At 66.3% G+C, this 18,461-nt stretch carries 16 protein-coding genes; 2 read left to right on the top strand and 14 right to left on the bottom strand.

The window, feature by feature from the left end; all coding sequences use genetic code 11:
• Positions 1 to 2: 2 nt before the first annotated feature.
• The 11 genes from clpS to RLQ26_01545 all read right to left on the bottom strand — a co-directional run bounded on the left by clpS (position 3) and on the right by RLQ26_01545 (position 9,011).
• Complete coding sequence (gene clpS / locus RLQ26_01595) at positions 3 to 329, bottom strand: ATP-dependent Clp protease adapter ClpS (GenBank protein MEQ9087419.1); 327 nt, start codon at positions 327 to 329, stop codon at positions 3 to 5.
• A 350-nt stretch (positions 330 to 679) separates the two neighbouring features.
• Positions 680 to 1,000: a phasin family protein gene (locus RLQ26_01590; GenBank protein ID MEQ9087418.1), complete on the bottom strand. Its 321-nt coding sequence runs from the start codon at positions 998 to 1,000 to the stop codon at positions 680 to 682.
• 400 nt (positions 1,001 to 1,400) lie between these two features.
• On the bottom strand, positions 1,401 to 1,850 hold the full coding sequence (locus tag RLQ26_01585) for a gamma-glutamylcyclotransferase family protein (protein ID MEQ9087417.1): 450 nt from the start codon (positions 1,848 to 1,850) through the stop codon (positions 1,401 to 1,403).
• Positions 1,851 to 1,926: 76 nt separating this feature from the next.
• Positions 1,927 to 3,348 (bottom strand): phosphomannomutase/phosphoglucomutase, encoded by a 1,422-nt coding sequence (locus tag RLQ26_01580; protein MEQ9087416.1) that lies wholly within the window; start codon positions 3,346 to 3,348, stop codon positions 1,927 to 1,929.
• On the bottom strand, positions 3,345 to 4,673 hold the full coding sequence (locus RLQ26_01575) for a UDP-glucose/GDP-mannose dehydrogenase family protein (GenBank protein MEQ9087415.1): 1,329 nt from the start codon (positions 4,671 to 4,673) through the stop codon (positions 3,345 to 3,347). Before RLQ26_01575 ends, RLQ26_01580 begins: the two co-directional genes overlap by 4 nt.
• 58 nt (positions 4,674 to 4,731) lie before the next feature.
• Positions 4,732 to 5,610, bottom strand: a complete 879-nt coding sequence (locus RLQ26_01570; GenBank protein ID MEQ9087414.1) for a UTP--glucose-1-phosphate uridylyltransferase — start codon at positions 5,608 to 5,610, stop codon at positions 4,732 to 4,734.
• 111 nt (positions 5,611 to 5,721) lie between these two features.
• Positions 5,722 to 6,462, bottom strand: coding sequence for a molecular chaperone DnaJ (locus tag RLQ26_01565; protein MEQ9087413.1), 741 nt, complete (start codon positions 6,460 to 6,462; stop codon positions 5,722 to 5,724).
• Complete coding sequence (locus tag RLQ26_01560; protein ID MEQ9087412.1) at positions 6,459 to 7,238, bottom strand: VWA domain-containing protein; 780 nt, start codon at positions 7,236 to 7,238, stop codon at positions 6,459 to 6,461. The genes RLQ26_01565 and RLQ26_01560 overlap by 4 nt, the downstream gene beginning before the upstream one ends.
• A 44-nt stretch (positions 7,239 to 7,282) precedes the next feature.
• Positions 7,283 to 8,146 carry an SDR family oxidoreductase gene (locus RLQ26_01555; protein MEQ9087411.1) on the bottom strand — a complete coding sequence of 288 codons (864 nt, stop codon included), beginning with the start codon at positions 8,144 to 8,146 and terminating at the stop codon, positions 7,283 to 7,285.
• 30 nt (positions 8,147 to 8,176) lie between these two features.
• Positions 8,177 to 8,647, bottom strand: a complete 471-nt coding sequence (gene bfr / locus RLQ26_01550) for a bacterioferritin (GenBank protein MEQ9087410.1) — start codon at positions 8,645 to 8,647, stop codon at positions 8,177 to 8,179.
• Positions 8,648 to 8,825: 178 nt separating this feature from the next.
• Positions 8,826 to 9,011 (bottom strand): (2Fe-2S)-binding protein, encoded by a 186-nt coding sequence (locus RLQ26_01545; protein MEQ9087409.1) that lies wholly within the window; start codon positions 9,009 to 9,011, stop codon positions 8,826 to 8,828.
• A gap of 250 nt (positions 9,012 to 9,261) precedes the next feature.
• Between RLQ26_01545 and asnB the strand changes: the two genes are divergently transcribed.
• Together asnB and RLQ26_01535 are read left to right on the top strand one after the other, a co-directional pair.
• Positions 9,262 to 11,232: an asparagine synthase (glutamine-hydrolyzing) gene (asnB, locus tag RLQ26_01540; protein ID MEQ9087408.1), complete on the top strand. Its 1,971-nt coding sequence runs from the start codon at positions 9,262 to 9,264 to the stop codon at positions 11,230 to 11,232.
• Between the two features lie 17 nt (positions 11,233 to 11,249).
• A complete protein-coding gene (locus tag RLQ26_01535; protein MEQ9087407.1) occupies positions 11,250 to 12,467 on the top strand; it encodes a glycosyltransferase family 4 protein in 1,218 nt (405 codons plus the stop codon).
• Here the strand turns inward: RLQ26_01535 and RLQ26_01530 are convergent.
• From RLQ26_01530 to RLQ26_01520, 3 genes are all read right to left on the bottom strand, one after another.
• Entirely contained in the window at positions 12,461 to 15,727 is a 3,267-nt protein-coding gene (locus RLQ26_01530; GenBank protein MEQ9087406.1) for an error-prone DNA polymerase, read from the bottom strand. The genes RLQ26_01535 and RLQ26_01530 overlap by 7 nt on opposite strands.
• A 2-nt stretch (positions 15,728 to 15,729) precedes the next feature.
• Entirely contained in the window at positions 15,730 to 17,205 is a 1,476-nt protein-coding gene (locus RLQ26_01525) for a DNA polymerase Y family protein (GenBank protein MEQ9087405.1), read from the bottom strand.
• Between the two features lie 100 nt (positions 17,206 to 17,305).
• Positions 17,306 to 18,277 carry a hypothetical protein gene (locus RLQ26_01520; GenBank protein MEQ9087404.1) on the bottom strand — a complete coding sequence of 324 codons (972 nt, stop codon included), beginning with the start codon at positions 18,275 to 18,277 and terminating at the stop codon, positions 17,306 to 17,308.
• Positions 18,278 to 18,461: the final 184 nt, after the last annotated feature.

Genomic DNA, 18,461 nt, shown 5'->3' with positions numbered 1-18,461 from the left:
GCCTACTCCTTTTCCAAAGTCATTTGCAGCGGGTGCTGGTGCTTTCGCGCGAAATCCATCACCTGGGTAACCTTGGTTTCGGCCACCTCGTAGGTGAAGACGCCGCAGATACCGACCCCCCGTCGGTGAACGTGCAACATCACCTGAGTCGCGCGGTCCTCGTCCATTCCGAAGAACCGCTGCAGGACCATTATGACGAACTCCATCGGCGTATAGTCGTCGTTGAGCATCAAAACTTTGTACATCGATGGCTTTTTGGTCTTGGGCTTGGCTTTGACCACGACCCCGAGATCGGTGTCGCCATCGCCTGGAATCGATGGATCGCTCATAGGACAACATTATGCTCGTAGCGTTGCGATTTCGTTAGCCGGGCCAAGACGTAAGCAGCACGACCACATGATATGGGATACTACCTGCCGAAAAAAGGCTTATATGGTATCCAAAAGGGCCATTCCTGCCCTTTCCGCGGCGCCGTCTCGACTATCGGCCGCATCGGACGAGCCTTCAGGCCCGACTTATCGCCCGTGAGCGGCTCCTGGCCGCCCCGAGTTCCTCAATCATCATAGTATATGGGAAGGTCCCCCGGGGAGCGCAACGTGCGGCGGCGTAAACTTTCCGGGACCGGCGGCTCGAAGCCTCTGCCAGGCTGCGCTGGCGGCGATTTCCGGAACAGGCCCGCTCAGTCCTCTCCGGCCAGGGCCCTGTCCACGCCATGGGCCATGGCGACCCAGCTATCTGTCGCCATCTGGAACGCGATTTCCGACAGGCGGGCGTTACGCACGAGCGCGCGATCGATGCTGGCCTGGGCGAATTCGGCCTGCAGGCGCAGATAGGCGGCCGGCGTCACTTGCTCGAGGCCAGCCCGCAGATTGGCGGTGCCGGCCTCGACTGTCTCGCGCGCATGACTGGCGCATTGCTGCGACATTTCGGCCGTGCCCTGGAGCAGAGAATCGGTAATCCGGGCCAGAATCTCCAACTGGCGGCGCTGAGAGACGGCCATCGTGGCGAGCCCCGGGACCGATACGGAAGGCGCGGGGCCCATTGCTGGCGCGGGGGTTTTCTCGGCCGTCTTCCGGGCCGGTTTGCCGGCGGGGGCCGGTTTGCCGGCGGGGGCCTCTTTGCCGGCCGGGGCCGGCGCGCTGTCGGGCGCCGATTGGCCGGCCTTGCGGGCCCGCATCGCTTCGGCTTTTTTGGGCGCGGCCTTGGATTTGGCCTTGTTCGCCCGGCCGTTCGGGCGGGCGCGGCCCTTGGCCGCACCGCGCTTTGGAGCAGAAGTCTTCGAGGTCATGGCACTTTCCTCGGGTCGGTTGCCGATTCTATCGCACTGCAACAATTCCACGTTATCAAGCCGACGAGGAAAAGGGAAGGTTTATGTTGCAATGCAATATTCCGAGCGAAAATCAGGCCCGGATCCGGTTCGGTCGGGCGATGGCCCCGGCAGTCATCCCAGGGGCAAGAGCTTCGAGATAGGCTGGCTTGTGAACGCGTTGCCAGGTCTCGAGGTCCCACTCACCGCCCAGTCCCCGGCGTCGGCGGAAGACAAAGAGCCCCACCTGACAAATGCTCCCGTCGCCGAATTCGGCCATTACACTGCGAAAAAGGTATTCGGAGCCTTCGTAGCGCGTCAGACGCGCCCGGTCGCGGACGCCGACGCCCCGGAGAACGGCGCCGGAAAGCGTAGCGCCCCGATCAGGAACGGCGCCGGGATAGGGCCGGCCCGGCACTGCCAGGCGCCGGTAATCCGCCACGCTGGCCGGGATCAGCCGATCATCGGGAATGGCGCGGCCCAGAACCCGGTGCCGGATATCCGCGTCGAGTAATGTCCCGTAGAAAAAAAGATCGATCGCCATTTCACGCCCTTTCTTCCGGCCGCGCCCTTTCTTCCGGTCAGGCCCTTCCTTGCGGCCCGGGCGATATCAGGCCGGTTTAGAAATCGGGCGGCAACAAACCGCTCTCGGCCAGTCTGGCGCCAAGCTGCGTCTTCAGGCGGACGAGCCCGGCTTCGTCCGCCGCCTCGCAGCGGGCGACCAGAACCGCCTGGGTGTTCGAGGCCCGCAATAGCCACCAGCCGTCTTCCGTCGTGACCCGGACACCGTCGATATCGTTGACCACCGCCCCCTCAGCCGCGAGCCGGCGGGCGACATCGGCGACAATTTCAAATTTCCGCCCCTCGTCGCAGGGGAACCGGATTTCAGGCGTATTGACGCGTTGCGGAAGCCCGTCACGCAGGACCGACAGTTTCTCTTTGCCACGCGCCAGCACATCGAGCAGCCGGATCGCGACATAGAGCGCATCGTCAAAACCGTAATACCCGTCCTTGTAGAAGATATGCCCGCTCATTTCGCCCGCCAGCGGCGCGTTCGTCTCGACCATCTTGCTCTTGACAAGGGAGTGACCGGTTTTCCACATCAACGGCTTCCCGCCAAGCCGCGTAATCTCGTCAAACAGGACCTGGCTGGCCTTGACGTCAGCGATGATGGTCGCCCCCGGATGACGGGCCAGAACATCACGGGCCAAAAGTGCCATGAGTTGATCACCCCAGAGTATACGGCCCCGGTCATCGACCACGCCGATACGGTCGCCGTCGCCGTCGAAGGCGATGCCGAGATCGCAGCGATGCTCGGCCACAGCGGCCTGAAGCTGGGCCAGATTTTCGGGCACAGTAGGGTCCGGGTGATGGTTGGGAAAAGTGCCGTCGATTTCAGCATTGAGCGTGACATGGCGCCCCGGCAGGGCGGCCGCCACGCGGGCCATCGCGTCCCCGGCCGCGCCATTGCCCGCGTCCCAGGCGACCGTGAGCGGACGATCCGCCCGGTATCCTTCGAGAAGCCGGGCCACGTAGGACTCGAAGATTTCGAGATCCTCCGCCTCTCCCCGCGCGTCTCCCGCGAGGGCCTCATCCCAGTCACCCCGGGCCGCGATTTCGCCCAGGGCGCGGATGCGCTCGCCGAAAAACGAGGACCGGCCGAGCATCATCTTGAACCCGTTATGGTCGGGCGGGTTGTGCGACCCGGTGACCTGAATGCCCCCCGCCACGCCACATTCATGAACGGCGTAATACAGCATCGGTGTCGGACCTCGCCCGATACGCCGGATATCGACGCCGCTGTCGGCGAGCCCCTCGGCCAGGGCCGCTGCCAGCTCGGGCGAACTCAGCCTGCCATCGTAGCCCAGGGCGACGGCCGGCCGCCGGCCGCCGGTCCCGGGCTGCGCCGGCTGCTGTCGCACGATATGGCCGAACGCCCGGCCAATGGCGCGCGCATCGGCCGGATGCAGAGTCTCGCCGACGATGCCTCGAATATCGTATTCGCGCAGGATGCTCGAATGAAACTGGTGGCGGTCGGTCATGATCCGGTCTTATCGCCCATGGGCCGCCGGCCGATACCGACATAATCAAATCCCGCCTCGATCAGGGCGGCGGCATCGAAAATATTGCGGAGGTCAACGATGACGCGGCCTCTGAGGGCGGCGGCGATGCGCCTTGCGTCGAGCCCGCGAAACTCGTTCCATTCCGTCAGGACCACCAGCGCATCCCCCCCCGTCATCGCGGCCTCGGCCGACTCGCACCAGGTCACGCCCGGCAGAAGCGGTCCGGCCTCGCCCATGCCTTCCGGATCATAGGCCCGGATCCGGGCGCCCCTTTCCTGTAATCCCGGCACGATCACCAGGCTGGGGGCCTCGCGCATATCGTCCGTATTGGGCTTGAAGGTAAGTCCCAGGATCGACAGCGTCTTGCCCGAGACCGACCCGCCGCAGGCCGCCTCAATCTTGTCCACCATGGCTGATTTCCGCGCCGTGTTGGCCTCGATCACGGTTTCAACGATCCGCATCGGCGCGCCCGCCTCGCGCGCGGTCCGCGTCAGTGCGAGCGTATCCTTGGGAAAGCACGACCCGCCATAGCCGGGGCCCGGGTGGAGAAACTTGCGCCCGACCCGGCCATCGAGCCCGAGAGCGCGCGCCACATCGTGCACGTCGGCACCGACCTTCTCGCACAGGTCGGCAATCTCGTTGATGAACGTCACCTTGGTCGCAAGAAACGCATTGGTCGCATATTTGGCCAGTTCAGCCGTCTCGATACTGGTAAACAGGATCGGACGCTCGATCAGGTAAAGCGGACGGTAAAGGGCACGCAGGACCTCGACCGCGCGCGGGCTGTCGGTTCCGATCACTACCCGGTCGGGCCGCATGAAATCGCCGATGGCCGATCCTTCCCGCAGAAACTCGGGGTTCGACGCCACGTCGAACTCGGCGTCCGGCCGTGTCTCGCGAATAATCCGCGCCACCTCGCGCCCGGTGCCGACCGGCACGGTCGACTTGTCCACGACCACCGTATAGCCGTCGAGCGCGCCGGCGATCTCGGCCGCCGCGCCGTAGACATAAGACAGGTCGGCATGGCCGTCGCCGTGGCGCGAGGGCGTCCCGACAGCGATGAAGACCGCGTCGGCGCCGGCCACTGCGCTGGCCAGGTCAGTCGAGAATTCAAGCCGGCCGGCCTTGACGTTTGCATCTACCAGGTCCTCGAGGCCCGGCTCGTAGATCGGCATGCGGCCCGCCCTGAGGGACTCGATCTTCTTGTCATCCTTGTCGACGCAGACGACATCGACCCCGAATTCCGAAAAACAGGCTCCCGACACCAGGCCGACATAGCCCGTGCCGATCATCGCGATACGCATTTGTCTCCCGTTCCCCCACTCTCAGGCCAGATAACGCGGCCGGTCCCAGCCGGCACGCTCATCCACCGCCACCATAGGCCGCGAGCAGCCGTCGGGTCTGGTCGCGCATGTCGGGCCGCTCGAGCGCGACGGCAATATTGGCTTCGAGAAAACCAAGCTTGTTGCCGCAATCAAATCGCGTCCCCTCAAACCGGAGTCCGTGAAACGGTTGAACGCCGATCAATTTGGCCATCGCATCGGTGAGCTGGATTTCACCACCGGCGCCTTTCTCAATGGCGGCCAGGTGGGAAAAAATTTCGGGCTGAAGGATATAGCGTCCGATCACCGAAAGGGTGGACGGCGCGTCGGCCGGATCGGGCTTTTCCACGAGGCCTTTTATCGCCACCAGATTGCCCGCCGCCTCGCCAATGTCGAGGATGCCGTAGCGGCTCGTATGCGCGCGCGGCACATCCATTACCGCGACGAGGTTGCCACCGGTTTCGGCATAGGCCCCGGTCATCTGCGCGAGGCACGGGCGCGCGCCAGTCACGAGGTCATCCGGCAGGATTACGGCAAAGGGCCCGTCGCCCACGAGGTCGCGCGCGCACCAGACCGCATGGCCGAGCCCCAGCGGCGCGTCCTGATGCACCACGTGAAGACGCTCGTCCGGCAAAACGCAGGCATTGACCGCCTCCAGCGCCTCGCGCTTGCCGCGCACCTCGAGCACGACATTGAGTTCGCCCGCCCGGCGGAAATGATCCCGTGCGCCCGAGGGATGGCTGCCCATGACGAAGATCATCTCTTCGATTCCAGCCGCCAGCGCCTCCTCGACCCCGTACTGGATGAGAGGCCGATCCACCACCGGCAGCATTTCCTTGGCAACGGTCTTGGTGGCCGGCAGGAAGCGCGTCCCCAGCCCGGCGATCGGAAAAACGGCTTTTCGGACAGGTGCGGTCATCATGACGAGGCCAGTCGCGGTTGGCGGACCCGGTGTCGAGGCGCGCCGGTTGTTGTGACGACGTGGCGCCGGGTTTCCGACCTTGTGCCACAGTGTCGGGGACCGGGCAAGCTAACGCCCCAGCAGAACATCCTTGGCCTGATTGATGAGCGCGGCCAGATGGGAAGAGCCGCCGCGGTCGGGGTGGAGGTTCTTCTGCAGCCGCCGGTGAGCGTCACGAATAGCGGCCTCATCGTCGCCCTCCTCAAGGCCGAGAATGTCGAACGCCTGGGCCCGGCTCATGGGGCCGGACGAGGCGCCATAACCTGGTGGCTCCTGTCCCGCGGACTCGTTCCCGCCCCGCCAGCCCGGGCCCAGCCGCCGGTCGAGATAGGCTTCGAGGACCGCGACGGAGCGCGGATCGGCGGCCCGGCATTCATCGAACAGGGTCAGGAGTTCCTGGTCAGCGAGATCACCCAGATCGCGTCCGGCAAAGCGCCCCTTGATGACCTGCCCCGCGAGAGCCCCCGTTTCGTGATCCAACGCCATGTCGAGGAACCCTGTCCTGACCCGGGACGCGCCGCCGGGCGTCGGCCCCTTGCTCGCCTTGTATCGATTGTAGAAGGCCTGGCCCATTTTGAGGCGCCCGTACCAGTTCCAGGCGAGGCTCGCGAGACCAAGAAGCGCGGCCGCCGCGCCGACCAGTTTGCCGGTCATGAAGAGGTAGAGGCCGAGCCCAGCCAGCAGCGCGATCACCAGGTTGCGTGACAGCCGCTTGAACGTCTCGGGACGGGCCGTGGCAAGCCCCCGTCCGGCCAGCCAGATCACCAGCAAAAGCCCGATGCCAAGCGCAAGGAAGAGGATCACATTCACGACTTCGGCCCACCGATCAGCTTGAGCTGAGCCGCGATTTTCGCCACATCCGGGTCCGTCTGCCCTTCCAGGGCCGCGAGCCCGCCCGCTGCATAGGCCGCGACCGCGCGCAGCAGCGCCGTCAATTGCCGCGCGCTTCCCTGATCAAACGGCGCGTAGGCGCCGCCCGACAGGCGCGCAATCTGCCTGAAGGTCTTGGCCGCGACCGGATCATGGCCTTCGTGGAAGATAAAGGCGGGCAGGCCAAGGATCCCTAGCTCGCCCGCTTCGGCGCACAATGTGTCGATATCCTCCTCCATCGCATCCCCGATAAAGACGAGCGCCCTGACGCCCTGATCCGATTGCCGCGCCTGGCGCGCGTGGCGCAGCACCTTGCCAATCTGTGTCTGGCCACCGAGGCAGCGGACACGCAGCATCTTTCGCAGCAGTTCGTCCGAGCCGCTGAGCCAGGGAGTGGATTTGCATTCGCCGAAGCCGCGATAGAACACGAGCTGAATTTCGAGGCCGCCGAGAGACGCCGCGGCCGCGAACATTTCGCCCTGAATCTGGCACGCCATGTCCCAGCTCGGCTCGCGGCTCGCTGTTGCGTCGATCGCCATGATGAGCCGCGCCGGCGTACCGGCAGGACCCACCGGGCGGTTCGAGACGGCATGGAGGAACCGGGCGATCTCCTCGTCGGTCGAGACTGGCGGCCGCCCCGCCGGATCCTCATCGCTGGCGGGCACGTCGCGCCGGGCTCCGCGCCGGTTGTGGCTGGCTTGGTCGTCCCTGGCCATGACGGTGACGGGTGCTTCCTTTCCTCGCGAGGTCCGCGACCGGGTCAATCAGCGTCCTTTTTAGCGGCTTCCCGCGCCCGTCGCCAATCGTCTGCCGAGAGGCACGAGAGAAAATTGAACTGCCCCGCCCCCTTCAGCCATTCACCCCCGTCCAGCGTCACGACCTCGCCATTGAGATAAGCCATTTCGTCGGCCAGCATGAAGGCCGCCAGGTTCGCGAGCTCGTCATGCTTGCCCGCGCGGCCGAGCGGGTTTTGGGTCTCGAACATGCGGGCGAGGTCTGGGCCGCCCTCGAGCTTGGGGACCAGGCGCTCCCACGCGCCCTCGGTCGGAAACGGGCCCGGGGCGATGGCGTTGAACCTGACTCCCCGTCCGCCCCACTCCACCGCAAGGCTGCGCGTCATCGCCAGTAGCGCGCCCTTGGCCATGGCCGAGGGGACGACGTAGGCCGAGCCGGTGAAGGCATAGGTCGTAAGGATGCTGAGGACCTGCGCCTGCTTCTCCGCCGCCAGCCAACGCCGGCCGCAAGCCAGCGTGATATAGGCGGCGCCATGCAGCGTGGGAGCGAGAACGGCGTCGAGTGCCCGGTATGACAGCGATTCGGTCGGTGCGGCGAAGTTCCCGGCCGCGTTATTGATGAGGATGTCGAGACCGCCGCCGGCAAAAAGCGTGTCGGCCAGATCGTCCACCGCGGCCGGGTCCCGCAGATCGCAAGGGTGAGTGCCGATCGGCCCCCCGGTTTCGGCGCCGAGTTCGTCCGCTGTCCGACGAAGCACGTCGGCCCGGCGCCCGCAGATGGCGACACTCGCGCCGAGGCCCAGGAAACGCCGCGCCATGCTGCGCCCCAGCCCGGTGCCGCCGCCCGTGACCAGGATGCGCTTGCCCGCCAGAAGGTCAGTCCGAAACATCCGCCGGCTCCCCGCCGGACCCGGGCGCGGCTAGTCGTCCGACTGAAGCTGGATATAGTTTTGCAGGCCCATCTGCTCAATCCGGGTGAGCTGGGTTTCGAGCCAGTCCACATGTTCTTCCTCGCTCTCGAGAATTTTCTCGAACAGCTCGCGCGACGTGAAATCTTCCACTTTCTCGCAATGCCTGACGGCCGCGCGCAAATCCGGGATCGCTATTTCTTCCTGCTTCAGGTCGCATTTGAGAATCTCTTCGACATTCTCGCCGATCAGCAGCTTGTTCAGCGCCTGGAGATTGGGCAGGCCTTCGAGGAACAGGATTCGCCTGATCAGCTCATCCGCGTGCTTCATCTCGTCGATGGATTCCTTGTATTCGTGCGCCCCCAGTTCTTTCACGCCCCAGTCATCCAGCATCCGGGCATGAAGGAAGTACTGATTGATCGCCGTGAGCTCGTTCTTGAGGACCTTATTGAGGTGTTCGATAACCTCGCGATCGCCTTTCATATTCTCGTCCTTTCGTTAACCCCTGCGAGTGAGAGCCATCCGCAGCACGTTTGTCAGAAATGCGACGTCCCCGACTCGGTTTTCACCGCCCGGGGACTGGCTGATCTGTTGGCAGGATAGACGAGGGAAGGCGCGATCGCATCCAAAATTCGGCCCCTGGCCGAGAGATGGCGCGGGATCAGGCGACTCGCGGCGCGGCCCTGTGCATCGCGTCGCTCAGCTTGCGCTCGATATGGGTGTCGCAACTCCGGCACGAGGGTGTCGAGCCCAGCCGATGATGCACGGCTGACACGCTGTCAGCCCCGTCACGGATGGCTGCCTCGATGTGTTGGTCCTTGATCGCGTTGCAAAGGCACACATACATGGCGTCGCTCGCTCCTTTCCGGCCGGTCAACGGGGCTCGCCAACGAGCCCGCCCCGAGCTTCCGGATAAATATCGTCCTAATGAGAATGATTGTCAATTGCATAATTCTCAGTTTAGAAGCGGGATTCCCGCGCGGTGCCGGCCCCACGTCCGAATTTCCGGTCGCCTCGCCACCCGCCCCGCTCCTATAGTCCGGCTACCCGGCGCCGGGGACGGCCGGGGCCCGATCACCGAGGACGGCCAGGCCAGCATGTGCGGCATCACAGGGATCTTGGAGCGCGCGCCGCAAAGCAGCGCCGATGCGCTGGCGGCCCTGACGCGGCGGATGGCGGGCACGCTGGTCCATCGCGGCCCTGACAGCGACGGCGTCTGGACCGACGCGGCGCAGGGCATCGCGCTCGGCCACCGGCGGCTATCCATCATCGATCTGTCCCCGGCCGGACATCAGCCGATGATGTCGGCGAGCGACCGGCTCGTCCTCTCCTACAATGGCGAAATCTACAATTACCGCGCGCTCCGCCGCGAGCTCGAAGCTGAAGGCGTGCCGTTTCGTGGCAATTCCGACAGCGAGGTCCTGCTCGAGGCGATCGCACACTGGGGACTCGCGCGCACCCTGCCCAGGCTGGTGGGCATGTTCGCCTTCGCCCTCTGGGACCGCGAGACACGCGTGCTGACGCTGGTCCGGGACCGGCTCGGCATCAAGCCGCTTTACTGGGCCGAAATCGGCGGGCGCGTGGTTTTTGCTTCCGAGCTGAAGGCATTGCGCGGCGTTAAGGGCTGGACCGGCGAGATCGACCGCCAGGCCCTCGCCGCCTATCTGCGACACAATTACGTCCCGGCCCCGCACACCATCTACCGTGGTGTCTTCAAGCTCGAACCCGGCAGTCTTATGCGGTTTTCGCCCAGTCAGGCCAGCCCGGCGGATCAGGCCGAACGTTATTGGGACCTGCGCGCCATCGCGCGCAAGGCGGTCGACGCGCCGCCCGACATCACGGAAGCCGCCGCCATCGAGCGCGTTCATAACCTGATCCGCGAGGCGGTCAGCGCACGCATGGTGGCTGATGTGCCGCTGGGCGCGCTGCTGTCGGGAGGACTTGATTCCAGCGCGGTCACGGCCGTCATGCAGGCGGCGAGCGACCGACCGGTTCGCAGTTTTTCCATCGGATTCGGCGAGCGCGATTTCGACGAGTCCGATCGGGCGCGGGCCATCGCCGCCCATCTCGGCACGGATCACACGGAAGTCCGCATCGAGGGGCAGGAGGCGCTCGATCTGGTGCCGCGCCTGCCCGAAATCTGGGATGAGCCATTTGGAGATTCCTCGCAAATCCCGAGTTTCCTGGTAAGCCGCGTGGCGCGGCGTGACGTGACGGTGGCACTTTCGGGCGATGGTGGGGACGAGGTGTTCCTCGGCTATAACCGTCATCGCTGGGCCCCCGATTTGTGGGACCGGATCGAAAAAATGCCCCTCTGGCTGCGCCGGATGGCCGCGCGGGCGGGTGGCGTCCTGCCAGCCGATGTCTGGCGGGCCCTGGCGGGACTGGTCCCGGAGGCGCGCCGCCCGCGTCAGGCCGATCTCAAGATGATCAAGCTGCTCGGCGTCCTCGACGCGCCGCATCCCAACGCGATTTACCGTCGCCTGGTCAGTCAGTGGCCCGATCCCGTCGCCGTGATGCGCGGCGCGCGCGAGTATCGCGGCCTGATCTGGGACGGCGATGTGAACCGAGACCTTCCCGATTTCACGGACCGCATGCAATTCTGGGACATGGCAACATATCTGCCGGACGACATCCTCACCAAGGTGGATCGCGCCAGCATGGCGAACAGCCTCGAGGTGCGCGTGCCGCTTCTTGATCACCGGCTGGTCGAATTTATCTGGTCCCTGCCCCGCGCGATCCGCCATAGACGCGATCACAGCAAGTACCTGTTGCGCCGCGTGGCGGAAAATTACCTACCAGCCAATCTTCTCGACCAGCCGAAATCGGGCTTCGCCGTACCGCTCGGCGCGTGGCTGCGTGGCCCGCTGCGCGACTGGGCGGAAGAACTGCTGGCAACGGACAGGCTGGCCGAGGAGGGATTCTTTTTTCCCGATACGGTGCGCGAGGCCTGGGCCGGACTTCTGGCTGGCGATCCGGCCGCGGAGCAGGGGATCTGGGGTCTCCTCATGTTTCAGGCCTGGCACGAGAAGGAAAAGGCCGAAGGGCCCGAAGGGACTGCACTGTGAGCGGGACGCGGCGTGGCGTGGCGCGGGGCCCCGCCCACGCGCCGGGAGGCGGATCAGCCCGGCCTCGGCTTCTCTATGTCGTGACGGAGGACTGGTATTTTCTCTCACACCGCCTGCCCATGGCGCGCGCAGCGCGCGAGGCCGGGTTTGACGTGATCGTGGTGGCGCGCGATTCGGGTCGTGGCGAGGAGATCGAGCGTGCGGGGTTCCACTTCGCCCCCCTGCGCCTCGCCCGCCGGGGCCGCACGCCCTGGGGCGAGGCGCGGGCGATTCGCGACCTTGCAAGACTCTATCGCCTGCTGCGCCCGACCATCGTGCATCACGTGGCCCTCAAGCCGGTGCTGTATGGCTCCGTCGCCGCTGCGGCAACGCGTGTGCCTCATGTCGTCAACGCGCTCACGGGGCTGGGATATGTTTTCACGTCGCCCAGCCTGAATGCGCGGGTGCTCGGCGCCCTGCTGAAACCGGCGCTCCGCTGGGCGCTTCGCCGACGCGGGACGCGGGTCATCCTGCAGAACCGGGACGACCTGACGCTCCTGGAACGGCTCGGTCTGGTCGATCCGCGGCGCGCCACGCTGATCCGGGGCTCGGGCGTTGATACGGATTTTTTCCGTCCCGAGAAACGCGTTGCCCCCGAGAAACGCGCTGCCAATGAGGACGACGCATTGAAACCCGTTCGCGTGGTGATGGTGGCGCGGGCGCTGCGCGACAAGGGAGTTTTGGAATTCATCCGGGCGGCCGAAATCCTGGCCCGAGACGGCCTGCAACCGGCGGTCGAAATGGTCTTCGTCGGCGAACCGGATCCGGCCAATCCCGCGAGCGTCACCGAGGCGGAACTGCGCCACTGGGCCGGGTCGGGGACGTTTCGCTATCTTGGCAGTCGCGATGACATGGACCGCGTTCTGGCGGAAGCCGATATAGCGGTCCTGCCCTCGTACCGCGAAGGCCTGCCCAAGACGTTGCTCGAGGCGGCGGCCATGGCCCTCCCCCTTATCGCCACCGATGTGCCGGGCTGCCGCGAGATCGTCCGGCCGGACGAGACCGGTCTGCTGGTTCCCGCGGGCGACGCGCCGGCCCTGGCTGACGCCATTCGCGAACTTGCGAGCGATCCTTCGCGCCGCCGGCGGCTCGGCGACAATGCCCGGCGACTCGTAACGCGCGAATTCAGTGACGATGTCGTAGGTGAACAGACAGCCGGCCTGTATCGGCAATTGCTGGAAACGGCCGCTCAGTAAAAATCATGGGAGCGAAGCCGGATGGCTTCATCCGTCATGTCGTCCGCCTTCGCTGCCCCCATACGCGACACGGTCGCGAGAAGCGGCGTCATGTCCTCGAGACGCTCGACGATCACATGAATGACCAGCCCCTCGCGCTGCACCCGGCCCACTGCCCGCACCATGGCGGCACCGATCACCACGCGGCGAAACTTTTCCATTGTTCCGGGCCAGACAATGAGATTGGCGACGCCGGTTTCATCCTCGATGGTCATGAAGATCACACCCTTCGCCGTGCCCGGTCGCTGACGCACGAAAACCAGCCCCGCCACCTCGACACGGCTGTTGTTCGGCACATCGGCCAGCCGCGCGGCCGGGATCGTTCCGCCCGGCATGCGCGCGCGCAGCAGCGCCACGGGATGCGGGCGAAGCGACAGGCCCAGGCTGCGATAATCGCTGACCACATTTTCCCCCTGAGTGAGAGCAGGCAACGTGACGGCGGGCTCGGACGATCCGGCCCCGTCCCCGGCTTCTGCCGCGCCCCGTGCCTCCGCCGCCCGAAACAGGGGGAGCGGCCGGGGACCGAGCCCCCGGACCGCCCAGAGGGCCTGGCGCCGGTCCATCTCCAGCGAGGCCATGGTATCGGCCTCGGCCAGGCGGGCCAGCGTGGCCGGACGGGTCCCGGCCCGGGACCATATCTCGCGAATGGACCGGAACCGTCCTTCGGGTCTGGCTGCCCGGGCGGCAACCAGAGCCCGCGCTTCCTCTTCGTGCATGCCCCTGACCTGGCGAAAACCCAACCTCAGGGCCGCGTCCCAGGGCGCCGGGCCGATCCATTCAAGCGTGCAATCCCATTCGGAATGATTGACATCGACCGGGCGGATTTCGACTCCATGGCTGCGCGCATCGCGCACGATCTGGGCCGGGGCATAGAACCCCATAGGCTGGCTGTTCAATAGCGCGCAGGCAAAATGGGCCGGATGGTGGCATTTGAGCCAGGCCGAGACATAGACCAGAAGTGCGAAGCTGGCGGCATGGCTTTCGGGGAAACCGTATTCACCGAATCCCTCGATCTGGTTGAAGCAGCGTTCGGCAAAATCCCGCTCGTAACCACGTGCGATCATGCCCCTGATCATCTTGTCCCGAAAACCGGCCACCTGACCCGTACGCTTGAAGGTCGCCATGGCGCGCCGCAACCTGTCGGCCTCGGCCGGCGTAAAGCCGGCGGCGACAATGGCAATCTTCATCGCCTGCTCCTGAAAGAGCGGCACGCCCAGTGTTTTCCCGAGGACGCGCCGCAATTCCTCCGACGGGTAGGTGACGCTTTCCTCGCCATGGCGCCGGCGCAGATAGGGATGGACCATGTCGCCCTGGATAGGACCGGGGCGGACGATCGCCACCTCGATGACGAGGTCGTAGAAGTTGCGTGGCTTCAGACGCGGCAACATGGTCATCTGGGCGCGGCTTTCCACCTGGAACACGCCCAGCGAATCACCCCGGCTCAGCATTTCGTAGACGGCCGGATCCTCCGCCGGCACCGTCGCGAGGTCGTGGTCGAGCCCGCCATGCCAGCGCAGCAGCCCGAAGGCCCGGCGGATGCAGCTCAACATGCCGAGCCCGAGCACGTCGATCTTCAGCATGCCCAGCGCGTCCAGATCGTCCTTGTCCCACTGGATCAGCGTGCGATCCGCCATCCTCGCATTTTCCACCGGCACCATGTCGGCGAGCGCGCCACTGGCGATTACAAACCCGCCCACGTGCTGGGACAGGTGGCGGGGGAAGCCGATCAGCTCGCGCGATAATTCGAGGGTCAGGGCAAGGCGCGGGTCTTCTGGATCGAGGCCGAGATCGCGGATGCGTGCGGTGTCGAGCCCCCGCGAACTCGTCCCCCAGACCGTGCCCGCGAGCGCGCCCACCACGTCGAGGGACAGTCCCAGCGCGCGGCCGACGTCGCGAAGCGCGCTGCGCGTGCGATAGGTGATGACCGTCGCCGCCAGCGCGGCACGGTCGCGGCCGTATTTCGCATAGATGTACTGGATCACCTCTTCCCGGCGCTCGTGCTCGAAATCGACGTCGATGTCGGGTGGCTCGTTGCGCTCCGTGCTGACGAAGCGCTCGAACAGCAGATCGATCCGGTTCGGATCCACCGACGTGATGCCAAGACAGAAGCACACGGCCGAATTGGCGGCCGAGCCGCGTCCCTGACAGAGAATTCCCCGGTCCCGGGCAAAACGGACGATATCATGCACCGTCAGAAAATAGGGCGCGTAGCCAAGCTCTTCGATGAGCGCCAGTTCGTGGCTGATCTGGCGTTCCACTTTTTCCGGCACGCATTCAGGATACCGCTCGGCCGTGCCCTTCCCGACCAGGTGGACAAGCTCCTCCTGGGGAGTGCGTCCGGCGGGAACGGGATCGACGGGGTAGTCGTAACGCAACCCGTCGAGGGAGAAATCCAGCCGATCGGCGATTTCCATCGTGCGGCGGATCGCGTCGGGAAATTCGGCGAAGAGCCGGGCCATTTCAGCAGGCGGCTTCAGATGACGCTCGGCATGGGCTCCGAGGCGAAGGCCGGCCCGATCGATAGTGACGCGATCGCGAATGCAGCTCACGACATCAAGCAGGCGACGGCGCGCGGGATCGTGCAACCGCACATCATTCACGGCCACCAACGCCGCCCCGGTCCGGGCGGCCAGCGCGTTCAGCGCAGCCAGGCGGCGCCGGTCATCGCCCCGGTACAGGCAATGGGCGGCAAGATAGCAGTTGCCCGGGAACCGCGCGGCGAGATGTGACAGGGTTTTGCGAAACACCTCGCCCGCCGCGCCGTCCGACAGTTGTGCCGCCGGCAGATCGGGCGGGATGACGACGAAGATCTGCCCCTGGCCCCATTCCGCCGCGCGGGCCCGCAGGTCGGCAAGATCAAGCCAGCATTCCCCCTTGGGCGCGCGCCGGCGGCCCAGTGTCAGCAGGCGGCACAATCGCCCATAGGCTTGGCGGTCCTGCGGGAAGCACAGCGTGTCAGGCCCGTCGCGAAAAACCAGCCGGCAGCCGACGAGGAGGCGGATGTTCGCCTGCTTCGCTGCAATATGGGCGCGCACGATTCCGGCCAGGGTATTGTGATCGGCCATCGCCACCGCCCGGTAACCCAGCCGGGCAGCACGGGCCACCAGCTCTTCCGGGTGAGAACCCGAGTTGAGGAAGGTGAAATTGCTCGTCACTTCGAGCTCGGCATAAGCGGGCTCGAAAGGAAGCGCATCGGGTGGCTCGGGCTGGACGCACGCCATGGCTAGCCAAAGACGCCGTGGAGATACCAGCGCGGTCCGCCCCCGGGATGCGCGGCGCAATCGTCACCATACACGCCGTTGCGATAGACCCAGAAGCGCCGGCCGGCCGTGTCCTCGACCCGGTAATAATCTCGCAGCGCCGCCGTGTCCGCGCCGTCCGCCCGCCACCACTCGGGAGCGATGCGTTCCGGCCCCTCGGCCGCGCGAATGCGGTGCGTGGTGCCGCGCCACCGGATCAGGGCGGGCGGGCCGTCGGGGATGGGGGCCACCGCCTCGATGGCTTCGGGGCGGGCGAAAAGGCGCAGGGGACGCGGCTGCCCCGCCCCGCCGGGCGGCACACCGCTTTTTTTCGCGGTCCTGGACATGGAGCCATGGGCGGGGATAGCGATTTCCGCCCGCTCGGGAATATGGCTTTCCCGCTCCCTCAGCGCCGCCACCCGGTTGCGCCCGAGCCGGTTGGCCAGCCGGTCCACCAGAGCGTCGCATTCGCCCGTCCCGGGGCGATCCGGACGCGGGCTGTTTCTTGTCCCGAAATCGAGCTGCGCCGGTGCCAGCTTTTCCGTTTCGACGGCGGACAGAACCATCACCTCGATCCCGAAGCCGGGCGTCACGCGCTCCAGATGCATGCGCAGCAGATCCAGCAGATGCGCCCCGTCACGGCTGGCCCGTCCGGTGCCGACAGTGATGTGCTGCGCCTTGTTGTCGACACGGTAAAAGGCCAAATCCACCTGGCGCAATCCGCGCCCTTCCTGCCCGAGACGTCGGACGAGATCCGCCACGAGTTGCGCCGTTGCTCCCGCGATATCCGACGCCATCGCGATCGGCTCGGCAAAGGCAAGGCGACTGCGAAAGGGGGCGACGGGCCGGCGCGGCGTGATGGACTCGTCCCGACGGGCGAGAGCCTGATCGATCCGCATATTGAGAAGAGGGCCGAAACGGTTGGCGAGGGGCGCGCGGGCAATGGAATACAGCTCCCCGATGCGGCGCAATCCCATCCGGGCGAGCCCGTCGGCGATCGCTGGCGGCAGGCGGAGCGCCCGCACGGGCAACGGTGCCAGGGCGCGTCGAACACCGCCGGGGGGGATGATTGCGATTTCTTCCGCACCGAATCGCGATATCGCCCAGGCGGCCCCGGCAGAATCGGCAATGGCCGCGCGACAGGCGAAGCCGGCCACGCCGAAACGGCGAATGATCTCGAGGCCGAGCGCCTCCTCGCCGCCGAACAGGCCGGCCACACCCGTGATATCGAGCCAGATTCCCGGTGTCAGATAAGGCGCAAGATAAGGCGCGAGATATCCGGCCGCATCCTCGCTTCCTCCCGCCGCTGTTTTCCCTTCCCCCTCGCCCTCCAGCGAGACCCAGGGCGAATACCGTCCGCAACCATCGGCAAAGCGCGCCAGCAGATCGAGATCGCCTGCCGGATCGGCCGGATGCACCCGGAGACCGGGGACAAGCGCGCGGGCGGCGCTTAGCGCCATGCCCGGACGCAGCCCCGCCCCGAAGCCGCTGTCATCGACGGCGCGCAGCAGAACCTGGCCGCCGTCTTCCGCAACCAGAACCAGCGGTGGTCTGCGCGGCTTACCCGGCCCGGGAGAACCGGCCCGAGGCAGGCAATGCGTCTCCCTCGGGCCGGGCGCCGCCTGTGCCTTCCGGTGTTCGCGGCAATTGAAGCGGTCGATCGCCAAGCGGGGGAACCACAGCGAAAGAATCCGTCTCATTTTCGATGCTCCGGCATGACCATTGAACCGTCCAGCTGCCGGGCACGCCGCCCCGGCAGCGCGTGAGATCGACCCGCCAGCGCACATGGCCGGGCAGGCCCGACAGTGGCACGTCATCCCCGCTGGGGGCGGGCGCGATCCGCCAGGCCGTGACGGCGGCGGTGGGCGAAGTGGCGCGCGCCGGTATCTCTTCGTGCTTTTGCCGGTTTCTGCCCGGGTGTTTGCGGAACTCCCGCTGCGGAGTGCGCAGCAGGAAACCCGGCACGCCCCCCGCCTCCGCCGCCAGTTGCAGCCGGCGGCTGGCGGTGAGATCGAGGCGATCAAGCTCTCCCACCACGGCAGCCAGACCGCCCGCGCGCAGTCCTTCCTCCATCGCCCAGAGAGTTTCCGTCCGGTTGCGCCCGCGCACCAGGATCAGTGCCGCCGGGTCAAGCCCGAACGCCCTGAGACCGGGACCGTAGGGACGCGCCCGGTCGAGACACCAGAGAATGTGTCGCCCGCTCCCTTCACCTCCGGGCCTTACCCGCGGCGCCGGATGGCGCAACAGATTGGCCAGAATTACGGTCAGGAATCCGGCGGCGGCGCCGTCCCGCGCGCTTCCCCGGATATCGTGCAAGGCACCCAGCGGCAGCCCACCCCAGGGCAAGGCGGCATTGAGCCGCTCGTCGCCGAACGGCAGGATGGCTGGTATCCCCCCCTCTCCCGCCGCCAGGGGCGCCGTGCCGTCAATCGCGGCGATCCGGGCACGCAATTCCGCCAGCACGGCAGCGCGGCGGGAAGAAGAAGACGGCGCTTCGGCAAGGGATGTATCCGGGGGAAGCGAGGCCGCCATGCATCTGCCCGTTCAAGCGAGGTTTCGGGGGAGCCGGCCCCCGCCGCTGCCGCCGATCCTTCCAGGCCGTTTGGCCGGGACAGTGACGCCCCGGCTGGGGGAGCCGGGGCGTCGTTGGGGGACAGAGCCGGGAGGGGAACCGGCTGTCCGGGGGATCGGTTTCGACGGCGGGCGACGGGGGCCG

The organism is Alphaproteobacteria bacterium (assembly GCA_040220875.1).
Classification (GTDB): Bacteria; Pseudomonadota; Alphaproteobacteria; order JAVJVX01; family JAVJVX01; genus JAVJVX01.
This window is presented reverse-complemented; position numbering and strand designations above follow the sequence as displayed.